Raw genomic sequence first — 18,861 nt, 5'->3', positions numbered from 1 at the left:
AGGGTGGCGGCGGTCTTATTTGCGGAGACTATCGGCCTCTTGAGGGCGTGCCGTGCTGTCGGGCTGGGGCTTCTTCTTCCTACGTGAGAAGAGCTCCTGAAGCGAGTCAAAGCGGCGCTGGAACATAAAGCCAAGGCCCTGTGTCGTCAGCGACTGACGCACGTACTGGTACATACTGTTGTAGTGGCTGTAGCCCTTGAGGCGGAGTGTACCAGCAGCATTGAGCTTGTACTCGAGGTCAAATTCGCCGATGTACTTCCCGGAGAGGAAGGGGTTGTCGTGGTAGCCGACGTTCCCATTGATGAGGAGGCGGTCATCCAGCCAGCTACCCGAGAAGAGTAGCTCAATATCGGTGTTGTCGAGCGCGCTATTGGCAGTGCGGATGTTTGCACCGATCTGGATATCGTTCGAGAAGTTGCCGAGCAGTCGAGAGAGCTGGTCGGAGAGTGTCGTCGTCGCGAAGGAGGTGAGGTTGTTGGAGACCGCCGTCGTGCCCTGCTTCGTGTCGGTGGTGTAGAACTTCCCGAGAGTCATCAGGTAGAGGAACTGGCGGTTACGCTCGTCTTCCGAGGTGAGGAGCGACTGGATACGGCGCTCGATCTCGGGCTCCGATCCAGGGAGCTCGACGCCGAGCTTGATGTCTGGGCGTGTGATGACTCCACCGAGCTGGACGGTACAGCTCACGGGGATGCTGGTACGCTGAGCGAGGGCAGAGAGGCCTGCGTCAATGTCGGCGATATTCGCCGTCAGATCGTAGGCGGCCTTGAGGTCAATGATAGCTGCCATGGGGTCGCCACGGAAGTCAAGGCGTCCACCTTCCTTGAGGGTGAAGCGCTTACGGGCGAACTGCTCGAAGTTGAAGGTGTACTGCCCTTCGCGTAGTGTCAGGCTACCATAGGTCGTGGGCGAACCCGAGTGGGGCATCTCGATCGTCAGGTTCCCTTCGCAGCGTGTGACGATATCGTTCTGCATGCTCTGGCTACTACCGAGGCGCAGTGAGAGACGTGCATCGGGTGTGACGTGAAGGGCCATACGCATCGTGACCTCCGTCTCGGCTGCGACGGCTGGGCGTGCGACGGTGTCTGCGAAGGCGAGGCTATCCTGCGTAGAGAGAGGACGTAGAGGACGGTAGGTGAAGAGACGCTCGTCCTTGCGTACGTCCGTCTTGTTGAAGTCGAGTACGACGTCCGTACCAGGGGCACTGCGGAGGTTCACATCCAGAAGGAGCTTGGGGAGCTTACCCTTCATCTGGGCCGTACCCGTGCCGTAGGCCGTGCCATAGATAGGCAGTGCCTGCTTCGTAGCGGTCTGCAGGACCTTCACTCCACGCATCTCCGAGGCGGTGAGGTCAAGATCAAAGTTATCGAAGAAGCGGTGACGTATCACCCCATCGACGATACCCGTGTGACCCTCATCATCTCGCATCGGGATCTTAGAGAAGATGATCGAGGTGGGGGTAAAGGTCAGGCGGTGCGAGAAGCTGTAGCTCGTGCCGAGGAGGCGCACACCGATATTACCATCTTCGACGTCGGCTTCGCCCTCTACGGTGACGCCCTCTTCGAAGACCCCGAAGAGGCGTACCTTACCCGTGGCACGGCCTTGTACATGGTCGAAGAGCGTGTCCATGAACTTACCCATGAAGTCGGCGCGCAGACGCTCCGCCTCGAACGTAAGGTCGATACCTGCACCACCAGCTGGGCGTATGTAGCCCGTGACATAGCTGTGTCCACCTTCGCTCTGGTTGACGTCCCCATCGATCATGATATTTCCGACACCGCTGTCGAAGGTGAGGTCAGCCTTCAGCGCGCCGACGTCGACGCCCTTGACATGAAGTGCTGGCGAGGTGACAGCTGCCGTAGCGATGATCTTCCCGCCCTGAAGGCTTGCCGTAGCTGAGCCCGTGAGGTCGGTGTTGATCATATTGAAGCCCACGCCTGCTGACTCGAGGATGTAGAGAAGGTTGATCTTCTTGAGGGCGATATTGAGGTGCTCCTCGGGATTGGGGCTGAGTGCGCCGCTGATGCTGATGCGGCGCTCTGAGGAGGCCAGATCAAGACCTTCGACGCGAAGCTCCTTGCCTCGGAGGGAGAGGTGTGCGGGAGCGACGCTCCACGTGTCGCTGTGTACACGGATGGTCGAGGGGTCGAGCGTGACGTCGAAGCCGAGTGCTGGATGGCCGTTCTCGCTCTGTGTGTATTGGTGTAGGGACGCACCGATATTGAGGACGCCATTGTGGAGCTTACTCTTGACTTCACGCCCCAGGTCAAGCTGGACGTGTAGGCTGTCGGTGAGGATCTTCGTCAGCATGCCGAAGCCCTGTATCTGTGCGCCGCTTGCCAGACGTGCCTCACCCGTGAGTTTGAATTCCCCGTCCTCAAGGCTCAGAGCCGCTCCACGTAGCTCATGACCACGCAGACGAAGGGTGGGGACGGAGGCTTGCAGACCCAGCGAGTGGCTCGCACCGATATAGGAGGCACGTACATCTGCACCCTCCTCGAGGCCGATAGGTAGCTTGAGAGCCTGCTGCCACTCCTCGGGGATCTTGTGCAGCTGGAGGGAGAGGTCGAAGTCTGTACCTGAGATCTCGCTGCTACGCGCGCCTCCTCTTTGAGCGAGGTCGAGCGAGGGGAAGTGATGATAGAGCGTGCGACGTAGGTCAGGGATCAGCGCACTCAGCACATAGTGCCCACGTAGGGTCGCCGAGAGGTAGGGCGAGCGGAGGTAAATCATACGCGTCTCCTCGGGGTTGCCCGAGAAGAGGATGTTCAGCTCATCCAGTGAGAGGGTGCGCTGTGGTGAGGTCAGCGAGATATGATCGATAGCGAGACGTCCCTGCCCGCGGTCGATGTTCAGCTCATCCATATTGAAGCGCCCCGTGAGCGAGAGCGTCTGACGGGGGCTGTTGGGATTGAGCCCGAAGAGGTCGGTCTGCAGGTGGCGCACCTGGAGATCTGCCTCTACGGCATGCAGGGCACGGCCCGAGAAAGTCGCTACCCCGTCGAGAGCGAGGGAGGCCGCAGGGTCATCGACCTCGAGGTGCACCTTATGACGACGTGCACCGACGGGGGTGACGGCGAGCTGTGTGCCACGGAGGGTCTGCCCGCGGTAGGTGACCGAAGGGAGTGCCATCTGTAGCGTGCCCTGCCAGTCCTCAAGGGTGCCGGTGCTACTCGTAGCATCGAGGTCAATAGTCGTAGCTACCGAGCCTACGGGTGCCAGATCGCCGATGATAGGGGTGAGGTCGAAGCCTTGGGTCGAGGCCTTCCCCGTGAGCTTGCGCAGGCTCTTGCCTTCAAGGCTTCCCGTGAGATCATAGTCCCAGCGTCCTTGTGCTGAGGCGATGTAGCCCTTTCCTGAGAAGGACTTCCCAGGGACGAACTGCGTCTTCCCCGCATGACGGATGCTCTGCAGGCGGCTGAGACGCTCAATGAGGGGGAGGGAAGAGGCGGGGAGGTGAGGGCGTATGAAGCCGACGACAGCAGAGCTTACCTCGGCATCGGTGATGTCCGTCGAGATGCTGGTGACCTCGCCTGCGCTGTCCCATGTGACACGACCACCACCTTCGAGGATGATGTGACGGGGGAGGCGTAGGGAGAAGTTCGCACGTCCGGCTGCAAGCCCTTCGCGGCAATAGGTCGCCTGCAGGGTCGCCTGCTCGTTGCGATCCTTGAGGGCGGGGGAGAGGATGCTGAGGTCAGAGAGCGTGAGCTGCGTGTCGCCCAGCTCCAGCTCCTCGAGGAGTGCAAGCCCCTTGCGCTGCGTCTCAAGACGAGCCAGCGGGATGGAGAGCGAGCTCTTCGGTAGGCGAAGCTGGAGATTGGATAGGGTGAGGAGGCTGCCCTGTAGCTCTCCTTGTCCTGTGAGCGAGGAGAGGGTGAAGCCCTTATCGGTGGTGAAGCTCAGCTCGTCGATGGCACCACCGATATAGCCCTTAGAGAAGCGCAGACGGCGGACACGGGTCGAGAGCTTGTTGATGACGAGACGCTCTCGCTCGGCTTCGCTGAGGGAGAGACGCATATCACGTATGATGATGCTATTGATGTCTACGGGGATCGACTTGCTCGAGCTCTTGGGCTTGGAGAGGTGGTCGATGGTGTGCTGGATATTCAGTCGTCCTGTCTTCGGGTCACGGATGAGCCGGAGATCCGCCTCGAAGAGTCGGGCAGAGGTGATGCGTACCTCCTGCTGAGTGATGAGGTCGCTCAGGGAGATCCCGCCGATGAGGCGGTCTGCGGTGAGCATACGACGCCCTGCGGTGTCAAGGACGATGACGCGATGCGCCTCGATATTCGTCCAGGACATAAGCTCGACACGCTCCAGCTGTACGGGGCTGTCAAAGATTTCGGTGAGCAGGCCTGCTACACGGCTGGCAGCTTCCTTCTGTACAGCAGGGATGCGGAAGAGTCCGAGAGGGAGGAGATAGAGCAAGACGAAGAGGGTAGCAGCTATCCATGCTACTACCTTCAGTACCTTGAGGAAATGACGATTGACCTGCCAATGGCGCATGCCTTACGATCCTTGACTTGCTCTTATATTGTGTCGATGGAGCGCCCAGCGCCCTCCTTTCGTATAACGCTCCCCGTACTTCGGGTCGTGCCTGCAAAGGTACTACATTATCATGTAGCACTGAGTGGCCTGTGCTCCTTCGACTGATAGCCTCCCCTCACAGCAGGGAGGATACTGATGTATGTGACGGGCGGGGCCAACCTATATTGCTCGCTGAGTCAATCTATATGGTCGTCGCACAGATCAGTATAGGTTCATACCCTCATCCTATATTGGGTTGTTGCTCCGCGTATGGATAAAAGTTGTGGACGAGTAGCAGATAAGTTTGGACTACGTACGTGGCTCTAATATCTACGTACGTGGATATTTGGATTTACGTGCCTGGTCTTTAAGACTACGTGCATAGATAGAAGAATACCACTACGTGAAGGCGCTTTTTTCTTCATGAGTAGGACACTTTTCTCTCCGCTGGATAAGAGAAATACTCGCGATAAGGCGCAGGGCTTATCCCGACGCAATAGTCGTTCGTACTCCAAACGAATAATGGTTTGCAAATCAATCCTGCCTCCATATGGCTTGCGGATGAGGAGGCGATTTTGATGCGGGAGCTCGTAGCGTAAATACGTGCTATTCAAAAGCAAAGTATTACCTTTGCGTACCCGTATTAGTGGAGTACGAGGGGCATCCATGGCATAAATAACCTACGGTAGCTACATTATATAGTAGGGTTTACGTAGCCAATCCCCTGATTTACTTCGCGCCCCCTCTCCTAAAGCAGATAAGAAGAAATAAACCAGAAGCAATATGATCACAGTCAGCGACCTCGCCGTACAGTTCGGTAAGCGTGTCCTTTTCCAAGACGTCAACCTCAAGTTCACCCCAGGTAACTGCTATGGCATCATCGGTGCCAACGGTGCTGGTAAGTCAACCCTCCTACGTATCATCAGTGGGGCGCTTGAGCCTACGCGCGGTAGTATCACCCTCGGTCCTGGTGAGCGTCTCTCGGTCCTTAGCCAGGATCACCACGCCTTCGATGCCTTCACAGTCATGGATACCGTCCTGATGGGGCACAGCGTCCTCTGGGCAATCATGGAGGAGAAGAACGCGCTGTATGCTAAGCCCGACTTCAACGATGAGGATGGCAATCGCGTCGCTGAGCTGGAAGATAAGTTCGCAGAGATGGAGGGATGGAATGCTGAGAGCGATGCCGCCATGCTCCTGAGTGGTCTCGGTATCAAGGAAGACCAGCACTACAAGCTCATGAAGGAGCTTAGCGGTAAGGAGAAGGTGCGTGTCCTCCTGGCACGTGCGCTCTATGGTAAGCCCGACAACCTCCTCCTCGACGAGCCTACCAATGACCTTGACCTTGAGACGGTGACTTGGTTGGAGAACTACCTCTCCGAGTATGAGCAGACGGTGCTTGTCGTCAGCCACGACCGTCACTTCCTTGACTCGGTCTGTACGCACACGGTGGATATTGACTTCGGTCGCGTCCAGCAGTTTGCTGGTAACTACAGCTTCTGGTACGAGTCCAGCCAGCTCGCTCTGCGTCAGCAACAGCAGCAGAATAAGAAGGCTGAGGAAAAGAAGAAGGAACTCGAAGAGTTCATCCGTCGCTTCAGTGCCAACGTCGCTAAGAGTAAGCAAACCACGAGCCGTAAGAAGATGCTCGAGAAGCTCAACATCGAAGAGATCAAGGCCAGCAGCCGTCGCTACCCAGGTATCATCTTCACTCCAGACCGTGACCCAGGGAACAAGATCCTTGAAGTCAAGGGGCTCACAGCTTATGCTGATGATGGCACTCTGCTCTTCCGCGATCTGAACTTCAACGTAGAGAAGGATGACAAGATCGTCTTCATCAGTCGTGACCCTCGTGCGATGACTGCTCTCTTCCAGATCATCAATGGTGTAGAGAAGGCCAGCGAAGGAACCTATGAATGGGGACAGACCATCACAGAAGCCTACCTACCACTGGATAACTCGGAGTACTTCAATACGGATATGAACCTCGTCGAGTGGCTCTCACAGTTCGCAGCTGACACCAATGAAGTTTACCTCAAGGGCTTCCTTGGGCGTATGCTCTTCTCCGGTGAGGAGATTCTCAAGAGCGCCTCAGTCCTCTCTGGGGGTGAGAAGATGCGCTGTATGATCTCGCGCATGATGCTCAAGAATGCGAATGTGCTCGTCCTCGATAGCCCCACGAACCACCTTGACCTGGAGTCGATCCAGGCGTTCAATAATACGCTCAAGACCTTCAAGGGCAACGTCCTCTTCACCAGCCATGACCATGAGTTCATCCAGACGGTAGCTAACCGCATCATCGAGCTCACTCCTGGTGGTATCATCGACAAGATCATGGACTACGATGACTACATCGTCGATCCTACGGTCGCTGAGCTCAAGACTAAGTACTACGGCGAGTAAGCTCGTAGACAGAGCCGGACTAACTAAACAATGCAGCCGAGAAGCCCATCAGTGCGCTTCTCGGCTGCGCTGTATGTGGGTGGCATCATATTGTGCCTCTCCTACTTCCCCTCCATACGATGGCGTTAGGAAATGTTATCTATGAGGCCTCGTTATTGGTGTTAATTTCGTTCCTTTGTATAGAGCTATTTCCACAGTGGAGATAGCCAGAACAACACTTATACCATTTTCATATGCTCAAGAATTTCTTCAAGGCAGCCCTCCTGGCTGTAGCCGCTGTCTGTGGTCTCGCTTCATGCGGTGACAAAACGGCTGATTACGATGCACTGCGTCCCACGCTGCTGGGCGGTGTTTACTTCTATCGTGGTTACGGTGGTGTAGACGCTGTAGATGCACAGCTCAAGAGCGCTGCTGTTAGCAAGACCGAAGGCTACAAGGAGCTTTTCCTCAATCCTTACGAAAACGAGAGTGTCGGTAATGTCACCACGATGCTGAGCAACGACTGGGAGATCACCGATGGTGCTGGTCTCAAGGAACAGCTCGAAAAGCTGAAGTCTGGCGAAGGTGAGCACAAGGCTTGGGACTGGGCTCGTGGCGTAAACATCGCATGGGCTGGTCTGCGTGCAGGCTTTATTACTCGTGAAGAAGTCGATGCTTACAACGCCTCTCTTGTACCCCTTGCACAGGCGAAGTATGCAGACTGGAATGCTTACTTCAACGACTTCCTCGCTGGTCGTAAGGCTTGGGATCCCCAGGATGAATACGGTGGCGCAGCAGAATTTGAAGAGATTGTCAAGGATCTTCTCGATAATGAAGCTTCGATCTACAAGGTCGTGCCCTTCAAGTAGTCCTTTCCTGTCGCTCTAAAAGCACTGAGGCGGTGCCCCACGCAAGGGGCACCGCCTCAGCTTCTTATGTGAATGCATCTCTACTCATCCAAGTAGGGAGCAGGCCGATGCTGGGCGTCTCCTTGATCACAAGGAATAGAACTCTATGTGTTCGCCCTCAAGCCTGCCCTCCAGAGAAGAGAAATATCTAAGTGCCGTTGTTAGTATTAACTTTGTTCCTTCGTATAGAACTATTTCAATAGTCGAGATAGACAAAACAACACTTATACTATTTTGCATATGCTCAAGAATTTCTTCAGGGCAGCCCTCTTGGCTGTAGCCGCAGTCTGTGCCCTCGCTTCATGCGTTGACAACACGGCTGATTACGATGCACTGCGTCCCACGCTGCTGGGCGGTGTGTACTTCTATAGTGATCACGATGGTGTAGATGCTTTCGATGCGCAGATTAAGAGTGAGGCTCTCAGCAAGCTTGAAGGCTATAAGGAATACTTTATCAACCCCTATAAAGGTCAAAGTGTCGACTCTGTCGTCACGATGCTACGCAAAGATTGGGGGGTCACCGATAGCGTAGGCCTTAAGGAGCTGCTGGATACCCTTAAATCTTCAGAAGGTGAACACAAGGCTTGGGACTGGGGGCGTGGCGTCTATATCGCATGGGCAGGTCTGCGTGCTGGCTACACGACCCGCGAAGAAGTCGATGCTTACATCTCTTCGCTCGTACCTCTGGCACAGGCCAAGTATGCAGACTGGAATGCTTACTTCGATGACTTCCTCGCTGGCTGTAAGGATTGGAATCCCGAAGATACATATGGTACTGCAGAAGATATAGAGAAGGGGGTTAAAGACCTTCTTGAGAATAAAGCTTCGATCTACAAGGTTGTGCCCTTCAAGTAGTCCGTCCCCAACTCTCTAAAAGCACTGAGGCGGTGCCCCATGTATGGGGCACCGCCTCAGCTTCTTATGTGAATGCGTCTCTACTGATTAGTAGTGGGGCGTGGGGATACTTGCTTGCATCCAGTAGGTCGAGGGTGAGGCTACCGAGCTGATGCGTACATGGTCTGCATCACCCGAGATCGGCTCGATGGAATAGGGCGAGTGTCTCGTGACAGACTGCAAGTACCAGTCGAAGGCGCGGTGACCGAAGAGCCAAGAGATATCCTTCTGGATGATGCGCGTCGTGTGGAACTGCGAGGGCTGTCCGTAGATCGACGTGAAGTCCATGTAGTAGCTACCCCAGCTCTTATCCAGCCAGTAGGTGATCTGGAAGAAGAGCGAGATCTTCGGCATCATGGCACTCGTGCGACCGAAGTACACGTCCGTGCCGAAGCTACCAGGGTATACGTCACCCTGCTGCGTCTCCTGCACTTGCGTGAAGAGGTTCAGTGCATCAGTACCTGCCGTCGCCGAGCTCGCATAGGAGAGGATGGTGTACTGCTCCGAGAGGTCATACGTCCCTGTGTAGAGGCTGGAGGTCTGCTTACCATCCTGTGTCGTGACAGCCGTCTTGTCGGCATTGAGCTCCAGTGTACGGAGGGTGTCTGAGCCGATGGTGAAGGGCGTCAGCAGGCGTAGCCCCTTGTCTGTGAAGGCGAAGGGTAGCAGCTTCTGCTCATTGTCATAGCGTACCCAGAGCTGGCGTGCAAAGCCGAAGATCGATACAGCGACCTCCTTGCCACCGAGCTGAAGAGGAGCAAGTGCCTTGCCCTTCAGAGCCTGCTGGCTCTCGGTGATCTTGGTGAAGTAGCTATTAGGATTCTCATCGACGCGCGTCAGCTGCATCTCTCCCTGCGTATGTCCACCGCGTAGGGTGATCGTCCGCCCATCTTCGCTGACGCGTAGGACCGTGAAGTCGAAGTCGCCATCGTAAGCTACAGGGATCCCCCACTGAGGATTGGAATACTGGTGCAGAGCCTCATTGAAGGTGTCGAAGGTCAAGCGTACCCCACCATTCTGAGAGAAGTGGTAGCTGGAGGTAGCAGGAGTCTGCGACTCTTCGGAGAAGATCGTGACCTCGTTGTCGGAGGTGAACTTGAGGCTGAGGTTGAGCCCACCGTATTGCCCCGTCCCAGGGACGAGCGTCAGCATCCAGCCATGCTCACTGGAGCGTAGGAGCTGACGTAGGCTCTGGGTGTCCTTGGCGATAGCTGTCGAGACGTAGTTATCACCACTGGGCATGTCCTCGTACATCCGGCAGGATGTGAAGAGCGTGAAGAGGCCTAAGGCCAAGATATGGTAGTAGCGCATAGTTAGTAGCCGTTAGGATATTTGGTGAAGTCCATTGATGCGACCAGAGGGAGGCGCTTCTGGGCCTCGGCACGTATCTTGTCGAGGTCGGCGGAGTACTCGGAGCGGAGGTACTCCTTCATGATCGCCACCTTCTTCTCGATGATCTCGCGACCGGTGTACTTGGCGTCGGAGCGGTTCTTGCCTTCGGCCCCCTTGAGACGGTCTGCCCACTCGCTGTCGCTGTCGAGGATGTAGTAGGCGAAGAGTTCGGCGAAGTCTTCGTCAGCATCGGTGCTGGCATAGTCACTGACGAAGCCCGCATAGCTCGCATTCTGCCCCGTACGCCACCAGTAGCTGAAGGCATCCTGCTTCTGATACTCCAGAGCGGAGAGCTTGTCGAACTCAGGTGGGTAGGCTCGCTCTTCGTGGAGCGTGTGAGCCGACTCGTGGAAGAGCACGCTGATGTAGTCCGAGCGCACGGTACCTGTGTACTGCGTATTCAGCTCATTGATGTTGTAGATCCAGATCATCCCCTGTGGAGCTGCACCAGCCATACGGCGGTCGATGGCGTAGCCTGAGGAGCCGAAGAGATTCAGATACTTGATCGTGTGGGTCTGTAGATAGCCCTCGGGAGTAGAGGCTTCGTAGACCTGGAAGAACATATAGTCGATGAGGTTGAGGTACTCCAGCGCCTTCTCTTCCTTGACTGGGGCGAGGAGGTAGCGGCGGTCCGTGACCTTGTCATCGTAGCGGTAGGCGATATCGACATTGTACTTCTTCGCGAAGGCCTGCTGGATATAGCGGTCGAGGCGAGGCAAGCTACTGACCGTCGTGCTCGCGACGACCTGCCGACTGGGTTGTACAGAGTCTATATCAGCGTCGCAACCCGTGAGCCCTGTGAGTGCGAGGGCTGCAAGGGGGAGAAATAGCTTCTTCATAGCGCGTAGTCAATTAGTTGGTAGTCGGATTGGGAGTGATAGCGCCCTTCGTTGCTTGGCTGGGGAGCTGGATGGCGTGGCGAGGATCACGACCAGGGAGCTTGTCCTGGACGATGTAGCGGTAGCCATTATTGAGGCGGCGGTAGATGGGGATACCGAAGCGCTTGATATCTTGCCAGCGCAGACCTTCGTGCATGGTGAGGATGCGGCGGCACTGCAGGAGGTGCTGCAGGAGGGCATTCTCCTCATCCGAAGCGATGGTGAAGTGCGCATTGAACGCCTTGCGGATCGAGGCCTTCCCTTCGGAGTCGATGGGGAGAGCAGAGTAGAAGGCGACGATCTCCTGCTGGGTGAAGGTCTTCTGGCGTGAGTTGTTCTCCCCGTCGTTGAGGTAGTTCGTCGTCCAGAGGTTCATATCCTCGATAGCAGAGGCGTACTGACTGCTACCCAGATGGAGCTTAGCTTCGGCACGTACCAGCAGCGTCTCATCGGTGGTGAAGGGTGTCTCCATCGTCTGGATGCTATTGCTGGGGAAGGTGGGGAGCTTAGGCTGGACCGTCTTGTTGATATTCCCCTCGGTATAGATGAAGGGCTGGAACCAGTAGGGGTCCTTAGTGCCCCAGATGTTCTTTGCGAAGAGGGTCTCGGTGAGCGTCAGCTCCTGCGACTGCGTGAAGCGCGTATTGTAGTAGGCCGTCCCGCCCGTCACGAGCCATGGGTAGTAGCTGTAGGTGGGGACGGTAAGCAGGTTCGCAGGGTTGCTGATGTCGTAGTAGGCCAGTGCGAAGGAGGCATCGGTACGAGGGATGCTGTAGAAGGCCTTCCAGTTGCGTAGGACGAGCTTAGGATCGGAGCCCAGCACCTTGTCTGCATGTGCTATCGCCTCCGTCCACTTCTGATAGTAGAGGAAGAAGCGTGCGGCGAAGGCATGGGCAGAGGCTGCGGTGAAGTGGAACTTCTTCTCCTTGTCCGTATAGTTCGAATACTTCTCCAGAAGTGGGATCCCTGCCTCGAGGTCAGCAGCGATCTGCTCGTAGGTCTCCGCCATCGTACCGCGAGGGTAGTTGGGCTGGAGGTTGACTACGCGCTTCTTGATGTAGGGAATGCCAGGATCCGTGGAGCTGGACGAGGGGTCGTAGGGCAGGCAGAAGAGGTTGGCCAGACAGAAGTGTCCATAGGCACGAGCCAAGAGGGCCTCCCCCTTGATACCCTGTAGCTCCTCTTTATCCCCACCGAGAGCCTCTATATCCTCCAGCGCTTCGTTGGCATGCGCTATGGAGTTATAGGTATTCTGCCAGATGAGGTAGGGCGCATCATAGAGCCCATCGGAGTTCACAATGGTTTCCCAGTAGGCGGCTTTCTCACAGAACTGATTCGTGTAAGGGTTATTCACCCCGTCATCCTGGATGTTGTCGGAGGAGAGCTCCGTGAGGTAGGCTATCGAAGAGGTAGAGTAAGCACTACCAAGGAGCTTCTCTATCTTGCTCGCATTGTCGGGCTCGACGAGCGAGGAGTAGGGGTTCTCATCGAGGAACTTGTTGCATGATGTCATCGACAGGACGAGCGTGACACCAAGGCTTAGAATCGTGATTGGCTTCATAGCTTCTAAGTATTTCGATGACTACATACCCACCGTACAGGTGAAGATGAGCGAGTGTGGAGTATAGGCGTAGGGGAGCGCACCGTTGAGCTTCTTATCCGAGTAGATGAGGAAGAGGTTGGAGGCCTGCAGCTTCAGATCGACAGAGGAGAGGAAGCTCTTCGTGAGGAGGCTCTTGGGGATGGAGTAGCCGAGTGATACGTCACGCAGCTGGATGTAGTCGCAGCGAGCGATACGCACGTCGGAGTAGTCGTAGGTCGTGTAGGCCTGCGAGAGATTGGGGTAGCGGTTACGCTGGTCTGCCGTGGGGATGGAGGGGACGTTGGTGTGCTCTTCATCACCAGGGGCCTTCCAGCGGCGGTTGAACTCATGCCCGAGGACCTCGTAGTCGTAGTAGGTGGTGCTGAACTCAGCTGGCAGGCGCTTGATACTACCGAAGGAGTAGAGGATATAGGCACTCAGCGTGAAGTTGCCGATGCGGAAGCTATTATTGAGCCCCCCTTGGTCGGTAGGTGTGAGCGTACCCGAGTACTTGAGGTAGTCAAGATCCTCCGTAGCGCTGAAGTTGATGTGGTCACGCTCGATCTGCCCCTTGCTATTGTAGAAGAGGGGGAAGCCTTCGCTTGACAGCTTGTAGAAGGGGATAGAGAAGACTGATGCCAGAGGATAGCCTTCGCGGGCAGCACCACTTGAGGAGCTTACCAGCGTGGAGACGTCTGACTGCGAGAGGAGCTTCGTCACCTTATTCGTATTGCGAGCGTAGGAGAAGGACGTCGTCCAAGAGAAGTTCTGCGTCTTGACGTTCTGCGTCGTCAGCGAGAGCTCGACACCCTTAGCTTCCATGGAGGCCACGTTGCCGTAGGGCTTGAAGAAGCCACCTGTACCCTGATTGTAGGAGATATCTACGAGATCGCGACCCTGACGCGAGAAGAGGCTGAGCGATACGCCGATACGGTCCTTCAGGAGTCCGAAGTTGAGGTTCCAGTTCAGCTCATACATCTTCTCATAGGTGAGGTCGTGGTTAGCGGGTTCACTGATATAGAGCGAAGGAGAGCTGTGGTCGCCTGGGCGGAAAGGTAGGTAGCCCTTGATACGCTGGTAGGAGTTGTAGACGGAGGGGAGTGTCCCAGTCATCCCGTAGGAGAGGCGTGTGGAGAGTGAGGAGAGGGGGCTGAGGCTGGGGAAGAAGGATTCGCTTGAGACGTCCCAGCCGAGGGCTACGTTCCAAGTGGGGATCCAGCGTACCAGACGAGACTTCCCGAAGCGGTTCGTCCCTTCGTAGCGGAAGGAGCCATCGAGGGTATAGCGACCGAGGTAGCTATACGAGAGGTTCCCGAGGAAGGAGACATTACGATAGATCGTCGTCGAGCGCGAGTAGTAGTTGTTTCGACGATCATGGAGCCAGTGGAAGAGCATCGGGTCGAAGGTGCTCAACTGACCGATCTCGAAGTTCACCCCATACTCATTGTGCCAACCATTACGCTCGAGGTAGTCGTAGAGGTCTGTACCCCCGACGAGCGTCAGAGCATGCTTGCCCTCAGCGAAGGTGTCAGTATAGGTCGCACGGGCCTGCAGGTCGAAGCGTCGTGAAGCGTACTCCTGGATGGTGCGGTAGCCCCCATGAGGCATGACGACTCGTGGTACGGCATAGACGTCATCGGCTGGCTTGTAGAGGTAGCTATTGCGGTCGCGGATGAGACGCTTGTTCATCGCACGGAAGCGCTCAGAGGCGTTGGACTTCTCGGTGCGGATGAATTCCGTCAGGTCATTGTAGTACTGGATCGAGCCGAGGAGCGAAGCGTTGAACTTCGTCGAAGGGCGATAGGCTATCGAGGCCTGCAGACGGACGTTCACAGCATCCACATCGCGGTAGTTCTGGTTCATCTCCTCCTTGATGTTGTAGGGAGCGAACTCATAGAGGTAGTACTGCGTGGGATCCATCGTACGGGAGAGCGTCTGTGCTACCGAGAGGGGTGTGAAGTCCCCACCATCATGGTCGCGGGTGTAGGATGCATTGACGATCGTCCCGAAGGTCCAGTACTTGTGGGGCTTGAAGGTGGCGTTGAGGTTGAAGAAGTAGGTGTTCTCCGACTGTACCTTAGCCCACCCTGGGTCGATGGTCGCTCCGAGTGAGGCGTAGAAGTTAGACACCTGTCCGCCAGATGCCAGCGAGACGGTGTGCTGATGACGGATGCTGTGCTGGAAGAGTTCCTTGAACCAATCGGTATTGCGCATCTCTGCTTCTTGTAGGTAGCGGGTGCGGCCCTCGAGGGTGTTGTCTTGTAGGTACTCCTTATTCTTATACTTGATCGCGTTGTCGTACATCAGCCCGTAGACCCCGTAGCGCGTCTGGTAGAGCACGGTCTCGGGAGAGAGGCTGCCACCGCCCTCAAGCTCCTTGAGTACCGACATCTGGTCCTGCGAGTTGAGGATGTTGAACTCGCGGTAGGAGGGGATAAAGCGGTAGGTAAGCTGTGAGGTATAGGTGAAGCGGTTGATGCCTTGGCCTGCATGGCGGGTGCGCACGGAGATCACACCACCGGTAGCTTGGTTCCCATAGAGGGCCGTCGCCGAGGCATCGGTGATGACAGTGAAGCTCTCGATATCGCGCTCGGAGAGCCCAGGGAGAGCCGCGGCGATGAGGCGCTTGGCGTCGGTGGAGGCGAGGTCAGCGGTGTTGAACGTGCTGTCTTGCTTATAGACGACACCATCGATGACCCAGAGCGGATAGTACTTGGTCTGGATAGAGGTCGTCTGACGCATGGTCGTCACCGTAGAGCCCTTCTGCTGCTCTTCACCATCCTCGAGGGTAATCTCGATAGGGGTAGTTGTCGCAGGGACTTCGGTGGTCTTCTTGCCCGTGAGGGTGAAGACGAGGACGGATTTCTCCGGGACTTGGAGGGAGAACTTCCCTTCCTTGTCGGTCGTCGTGTGCGTGGAGTTATCGAGCTTGACCGTGACAGATACCTTCGGCAGAGGCGTACCTCTGGAGTCAAGTACCTTCCCTTGGACAAGGATCGTCTGGGCACAAACGGCCGTCACGGAGCCGATGAGTAGCATCAGACTCACGATGAGGTTACGTAGCTGGGTTCCCATAATCTGTAGAGACATTGGTAGGTTAGTGCTTCAGTGCATCTCACTCCCTTGAATAATAGGGCTGGGGTGAGGTGCAAGAGCAAATGTAAATAAAAAGATAATACGTTGTATTCCTTTTCAATAGCTACTTATATCCTATATAATTTAAGGAAATGAGTGCATTGTCTGGTTTTAATTTAGGGAATTCGGCCCACCTATTAGGGAGGGATAGACATCGGAAAAGGGAAGGGACGTCCTACCTCCGAGGTGTGGGTGCGGAGTGCTTTGGGGTAGGAGGAGAACTGACCCAAAAGAAGTAGGTAAGGCAACCAGTACTGGTCGACGAAGTGACCAGTACTGCTTCGTATAGGTGACCAGTACTAGTCACGGTCGTAACCAGTACTGGTCAGATCGCCGACCAGTACTGGTTCATTTTGTTCTCTTCTGTAGTGTCAGGGAAGTAGCTCTATGGTAGAGATTTATGAAGGCGATAATTTGTGTGTCAAACTCGTTTGTTTGAGGAGGGCATCACTCCCCTTCAGGCGCTCTGATCTACCGATATAATAGAGGCACACCAAGGCTGGTCATCTGACCTATACCTTGGTGTGCCTCTTATCTTGTGTGGGAGTGGTTAGCTCAGTGGATCCTCGTCTTCGGCGGGCTTGTAGCGCTGGGCGTCGAAAGAGGGGGCGGTTGGTTTTGCTCCTCCCTGGTGGTCGGTGGCGGGAGCCGTCTGATGGATGCGTACCCTGAGCGCTACGATCTCTGTGCTGGTGCTTACTCGCCCTTCGCGGTCGGTCTCACGTACGTACTCGATACGGCCAGCGATGGAGATGAGTGCTCCAGTGTGCAGATGCTCCAGTGCTATCCCTGCTTGACCGCGCGCGATGATGCGATGATAGAGCCGCTGGAGGTAGGGACGACCACCTTCGCGCCCCGTGACTTCCTCCTCAGTCTTGAGGCGCAGGCGCACCTCGGGGAAGTCGGGCGCCAGATAGTGCACGCTCGGCTCTTCGGTGAGCTCACCTGTGAGGATGACTTGATTCGTCGGGGGGAGTTGGGGCATGAGTGCTTAGCGGTTGAGGACCTTGTTCTTCGCGATGACAGCGACGTAGTCCTTGAGGTAGTTGGGCGTCCAGTAGGCTGTGTCGACAAACTCCTCACGCTCGAAGGATGCCGTGGCAAGGGCGACCATGGCCTCCGCCGTAGGGGCAAAGCCTTCGTCCCATACTTCATAGCTGTGCTCTGGCCACAGACCACGAGCCTTCGTCGCGCCATTACCGATGAGTATAGGGTCTGAGGCAGCGCCGAAGATAGGTGCTTCGGGATCGAGGATCGCTGCGAAGTCATCCTGCTTGCGCTCACCGGTGTGGGTGAACTCTGCAGCATAGACCTCCATTCGTCGGGCATCCAGCAGAGGGAAGAGCGTAGCGGTACGCCCCTCGGGGAGTGCGCACTGTGCTTGATGTGCCAGCAGCTCCAGTGTGTCAATAGCGATGAGGGGGACGCGATAGCCAAGGCAGAGGCCCTTGGCAAGCGAAGCCCCGATGCGCAGTCCTGTGTAGCTACCAGGGCCTGCACTCACGGCGATAGCTGAGAGGGTAGCCCCTTCGTGACTACGGAGTACCTTGAGCAGCTCGTCGACCATAGGGGCAAGGGCCGCGGCGTGCCCCCCTTCGGGGGACTCAGCTTCGCGTGAAGCGAGTATTTCTTTACCACGACCGAGAGCGGCACTGCACTTCGTCGTGGAGGTCTCTATACAAAGGATCATAGGTGATAGTGGATCGATCTCTGAGTAGGTTAGTCGAGGATGAGCTCTACGGGGCAGTGGTCAGAGCCGTAGATCTCTGTATGGATGGCGGCACCCTGCAGGCGGGGAGCGAGGCGCTCGGAGGCGACGAAGTAGTCGATACGCCAGCCTGAGTTGCGCTCACGAGCCTTGAAGCGGTACGACCACCACGAGTAGATGTCCGCTTGGTTGGGGTAGAAGTGGCGGAAGGTGTCGATGAAGCCTGCATCCAAAAGCTCCTGTAGCTTGCCGCGCTCTTCATCAGTGAAGCCCGCATTGCGGCGGTTGGACTTGGGGTTCTTCAGGTCGATCTCCTTGTGCGCTACATTGAGGTCACCGCAGATGATGACGGGCTTCTTCGCATCCAGCCCCTTGAGGTATGAGCGGAAGGCGTCTTCCCAGGTCATGCGGTAGTCAAGGCGACGGAGGTCATCCTGCGAATTCGGCGTGTAGACCGTGACGAGGTAGAAGTCGGGATACTCGAGGGTGATGACGCGACCCTCTTGGTCGTGCTCCTCGATACCGATGCCGTAGCTGACGCTGAGAGGCTCGTGGCGGGTGTAGATAGCGGTACCAGAATAGCCTTTCTTTACGGCATAGTTCCAGTAGCTGATGTAGCCGGGCAGATCGGCATCAAGCTGACCCGCCTGCATCTTCGTCTCTTGTAGGCAGACGAAGTCAGCATCTAATTCTTTGATGATATCGGGAAAACCCTTGGTGAAGACGGCACGTAGGCCGTTGACATTCCAGGAGATGAACTTCATTCGGATAGGAGTTCTTTGTGATTAGTCTTTGTAGGTGGTGGGGTCTTCGATGCCAGCCTCGAGCATGGCCTCACGGCGCTCGATGCAGGTGCCACACTGGCCACACTGCACGGCTCCGCCTTCGTAGCAGCTCCAGGTCTCGGCATAGTTGATGCCGAGTTCCTTGCCATGGCGAGCGATCTCGCCCTTACTAATATCGGTATAGGGGGCTGTGACCTCGACGCCATTGCCTGTGCCGGCAGCGATAGCCTCGTGCATCGGGCGGATGAAGGAGGCACGGCAGTCGGGGTAGATAGCGTGGTCACCGAAGTGATTGGCGATATATACGTGCTTTAGGCCTCGGCTCTCAGCGAGACCAGCAGCGATGGAGAGCATAATGCCGTTGCGGAAGGGGACGACCGTCGCAGCCATATTCTCCTCGTCGTAGCTCCCCTTGGGGATCTCACCGCCACCCTGAAGAAGAGCACTGCGGAAGTACTGGCCCATGAAGCCGAGAGGGATCGTCAGGTGCTCGATACCAAGGCGCTCGCAGTGCAGGCGGGCGTAGGGGATCTCCTGTTCGTTATGCTTTGACCCGTAGTCGAAGGATATGGCCAGCGCGATACTCGCCTGATATTCGTAGAGGAGGGTGACGCTGTCCATCCCTCCCGAGAGGACGATGAGTCCGTCTTGCTGAGGCATATAGTCGAAG

Annotated in this window: 12 protein-coding genes; 3 read left to right on the top strand and 9 right to left on the bottom strand. The window is 56.3% G+C overall.

The genetic code is table 11. The annotated features are described in order from the left end of the window. Positions 1-15: 15 nt before the first annotated feature. Positions 16-4,506 (bottom strand): translocation/assembly module TamB domain-containing protein, encoded by a 4,491-nt coding sequence (locus IEX77_RS03015; RefSeq protein WP_188807638.1) that lies wholly within the window; start codon positions 4,504-4,506, stop codon positions 16-18. 804 nt (positions 4,507-5,310) lie between these two features. Here IEX77_RS03015 and IEX77_RS03010 point away from each other — a divergent pair. The 3 genes from IEX77_RS03010 (at position 5,311) to IEX77_RS03000 (ending at position 8,672) form a co-directional block, all read left to right on the top strand. After that, positions 5,311-6,930: an ABC-F family ATP-binding cassette domain-containing protein gene (locus IEX77_RS03010; protein ID WP_188807637.1), complete on the top strand. Its 1,620-nt coding sequence runs from the start codon at positions 5,311-5,313 to the stop codon at positions 6,928-6,930. Positions 6,931-7,163: 233 nt separating this feature from the next. Then, positions 7,164-7,778 (top strand): DUF1266 domain-containing protein, encoded by a 615-nt coding sequence (locus tag IEX77_RS03005; RefSeq protein WP_188807636.1) that lies wholly within the window; start codon positions 7,164-7,166, stop codon positions 7,776-7,778. 279 nt (positions 7,779-8,057) lie between these two features. Continuing rightward, entirely contained in the window at positions 8,058-8,672 is a 615-nt protein-coding gene (locus tag IEX77_RS03000) for a DUF1266 domain-containing protein (RefSeq protein WP_229770781.1), read from the top strand. 87 nt (positions 8,673-8,759) lie between these two features. Here the strand turns inward: IEX77_RS03000 and IEX77_RS02995 are convergent, their stop codons facing one another. The 8 genes from IEX77_RS02995 to queC all read right to left on the bottom strand — a co-directional run bounded on the left by IEX77_RS02995 (position 8,760) and on the right by queC (position 18,851). Further along, entirely contained in the window at positions 8,760-10,022 is a 1,263-nt protein-coding gene (locus IEX77_RS02995; protein ID WP_188807634.1) for a DUF4302 domain-containing protein, read from the bottom strand. Positions 10,023-10,024: 2 nt separating this feature from the next. After that, positions 10,025-10,942, bottom strand: coding sequence for a substrate import-associated zinc metallohydrolase lipoprotein (locus tag IEX77_RS02990; RefSeq protein ID WP_188807633.1), 918 nt, complete (start codon positions 10,940-10,942; stop codon positions 10,025-10,027). Between the two features lie 13 nt (positions 10,943-10,955). Next, a complete protein-coding gene (locus IEX77_RS02985; RefSeq protein ID WP_060935296.1) occupies positions 10,956-12,542 on the bottom strand; it encodes a RagB/SusD family nutrient uptake outer membrane protein in 1,587 nt (528 codons plus the stop codon). A 21-nt stretch (positions 12,543-12,563) separates the two neighbouring features. After that, positions 12,564-15,638 (bottom strand): carboxypeptidase-like regulatory domain-containing protein, encoded by a 3,075-nt coding sequence (locus tag IEX77_RS02980; protein ID WP_229770780.1) that lies wholly within the window; start codon positions 15,636-15,638, stop codon positions 12,564-12,566. A gap of 610 nt (positions 15,639-16,248) precedes the next feature. Continuing rightward, complete coding sequence (locus IEX77_RS02975; RefSeq protein ID WP_188807631.1) at positions 16,249-16,683, bottom strand: single-stranded DNA-binding protein; 435 nt, start codon at positions 16,681-16,683, stop codon at positions 16,249-16,251. 6 nt (positions 16,684-16,689) lie between these two features. Beyond that, positions 16,690-17,388, bottom strand: coding sequence for a tRNA (adenosine(37)-N6)-threonylcarbamoyltransferase complex dimerization subunit type 1 TsaB (gene tsaB, locus IEX77_RS02970; RefSeq protein WP_188807630.1), 699 nt, complete (start codon positions 17,386-17,388; stop codon positions 16,690-16,692). 29 nt (positions 17,389-17,417) lie between these two features. After that, complete coding sequence (locus IEX77_RS02965; RefSeq protein WP_188807629.1) at positions 17,418-18,170, bottom strand: exodeoxyribonuclease III; 753 nt, start codon at positions 18,168-18,170, stop codon at positions 17,418-17,420. A gap of 21 nt (positions 18,171-18,191) precedes the next feature. Further along, positions 18,192-18,851 (bottom strand): 7-cyano-7-deazaguanine synthase QueC, encoded by a 660-nt coding sequence (gene queC, locus IEX77_RS02960; RefSeq protein ID WP_188807628.1) that lies wholly within the window; start codon positions 18,849-18,851, stop codon positions 18,192-18,194. Between the last annotated feature and the right edge of the window lie 10 nt (positions 18,852-18,861).

The organism is Porphyromonas pasteri, from assembly GCF_014647755.1.
Taxonomy (GTDB): domain Bacteria; phylum Bacteroidota; class Bacteroidia; order Bacteroidales; family Porphyromonadaceae; genus Porphyromonas; species Porphyromonas pasteri.
Note: the sequence above shows the minus strand (reverse complement) of the source record. Positions and strands in the feature narration are given on the sequence as shown.

Bases quoted from the DNA above. Each gene is read 5' to 3' on its own strand.
- IEX77_RS03005 (WP_188807636.1), top strand. From the start codon at position 7,164: ATGCTCAAGAATTTCTTCAAGGCAGCCCTCCTGGCTGTAGCCGCTGTC.
- IEX77_RS03010 (WP_188807637.1), top strand. From the start codon at position 5,311: ATGATCACAGTCAGCGACCTCGCCGTACAGTTCGGTAAGCGTGTCCTT.
- IEX77_RS02995 (WP_188807634.1), bottom strand. From the start codon at position 10,022: ATGCGCTACTACCATATCTTGGCCTTAGGCCTCTTCACGCTCTTCACA.
- IEX77_RS02990 (WP_188807633.1), bottom strand. From the start codon at position 10,942: ATGAAGAAGCTATTTCTCCCCCTTGCAGCCCTCGCACTCACAGGGCTC.
- IEX77_RS03015 (WP_188807638.1), bottom strand. From the start codon at position 4,506: ATGCGCCATTGGCAGGTCAATCGTCATTTCCTCAAGGTACTGAAGGTA.
- IEX77_RS03000 (WP_229770781.1), top strand. From the start codon at position 8,058: ATGCTCAAGAATTTCTTCAGGGCAGCCCTCTTGGCTGTAGCCGCAGTC.
- IEX77_RS02975 (WP_188807631.1), bottom strand. From the start codon at position 16,683: ATGCCCCAACTCCCCCCGACGAATCAAGTCATCCTCACAGGTGAGCTC.
- queC (WP_188807628.1), bottom strand. From the start codon at position 18,851: ATGCCTCAGCAAGACGGACTCATCGTCCTCTCGGGAGGGATGGACAGC.
- IEX77_RS02985 (WP_060935296.1), bottom strand. From the start codon at position 12,542: ATGAAGCCAATCACGATTCTAAGCCTTGGTGTCACGCTCGTCCTGTCG.
- tsaB (WP_188807630.1), bottom strand. From the start codon at position 17,388: ATGATCCTTTGTATAGAGACCTCCACGACGAAGTGCAGTGCCGCTCTC.
- IEX77_RS02965 (WP_188807629.1), bottom strand. From the start codon at position 18,170: ATGAAGTTCATCTCCTGGAATGTCAACGGCCTACGTGCCGTCTTCACC.
- IEX77_RS02980 (WP_229770780.1), bottom strand. From the start codon at position 15,638: ATGGGAACCCAGCTACGTAACCTCATCGTGAGTCTGATGCTACTCATC.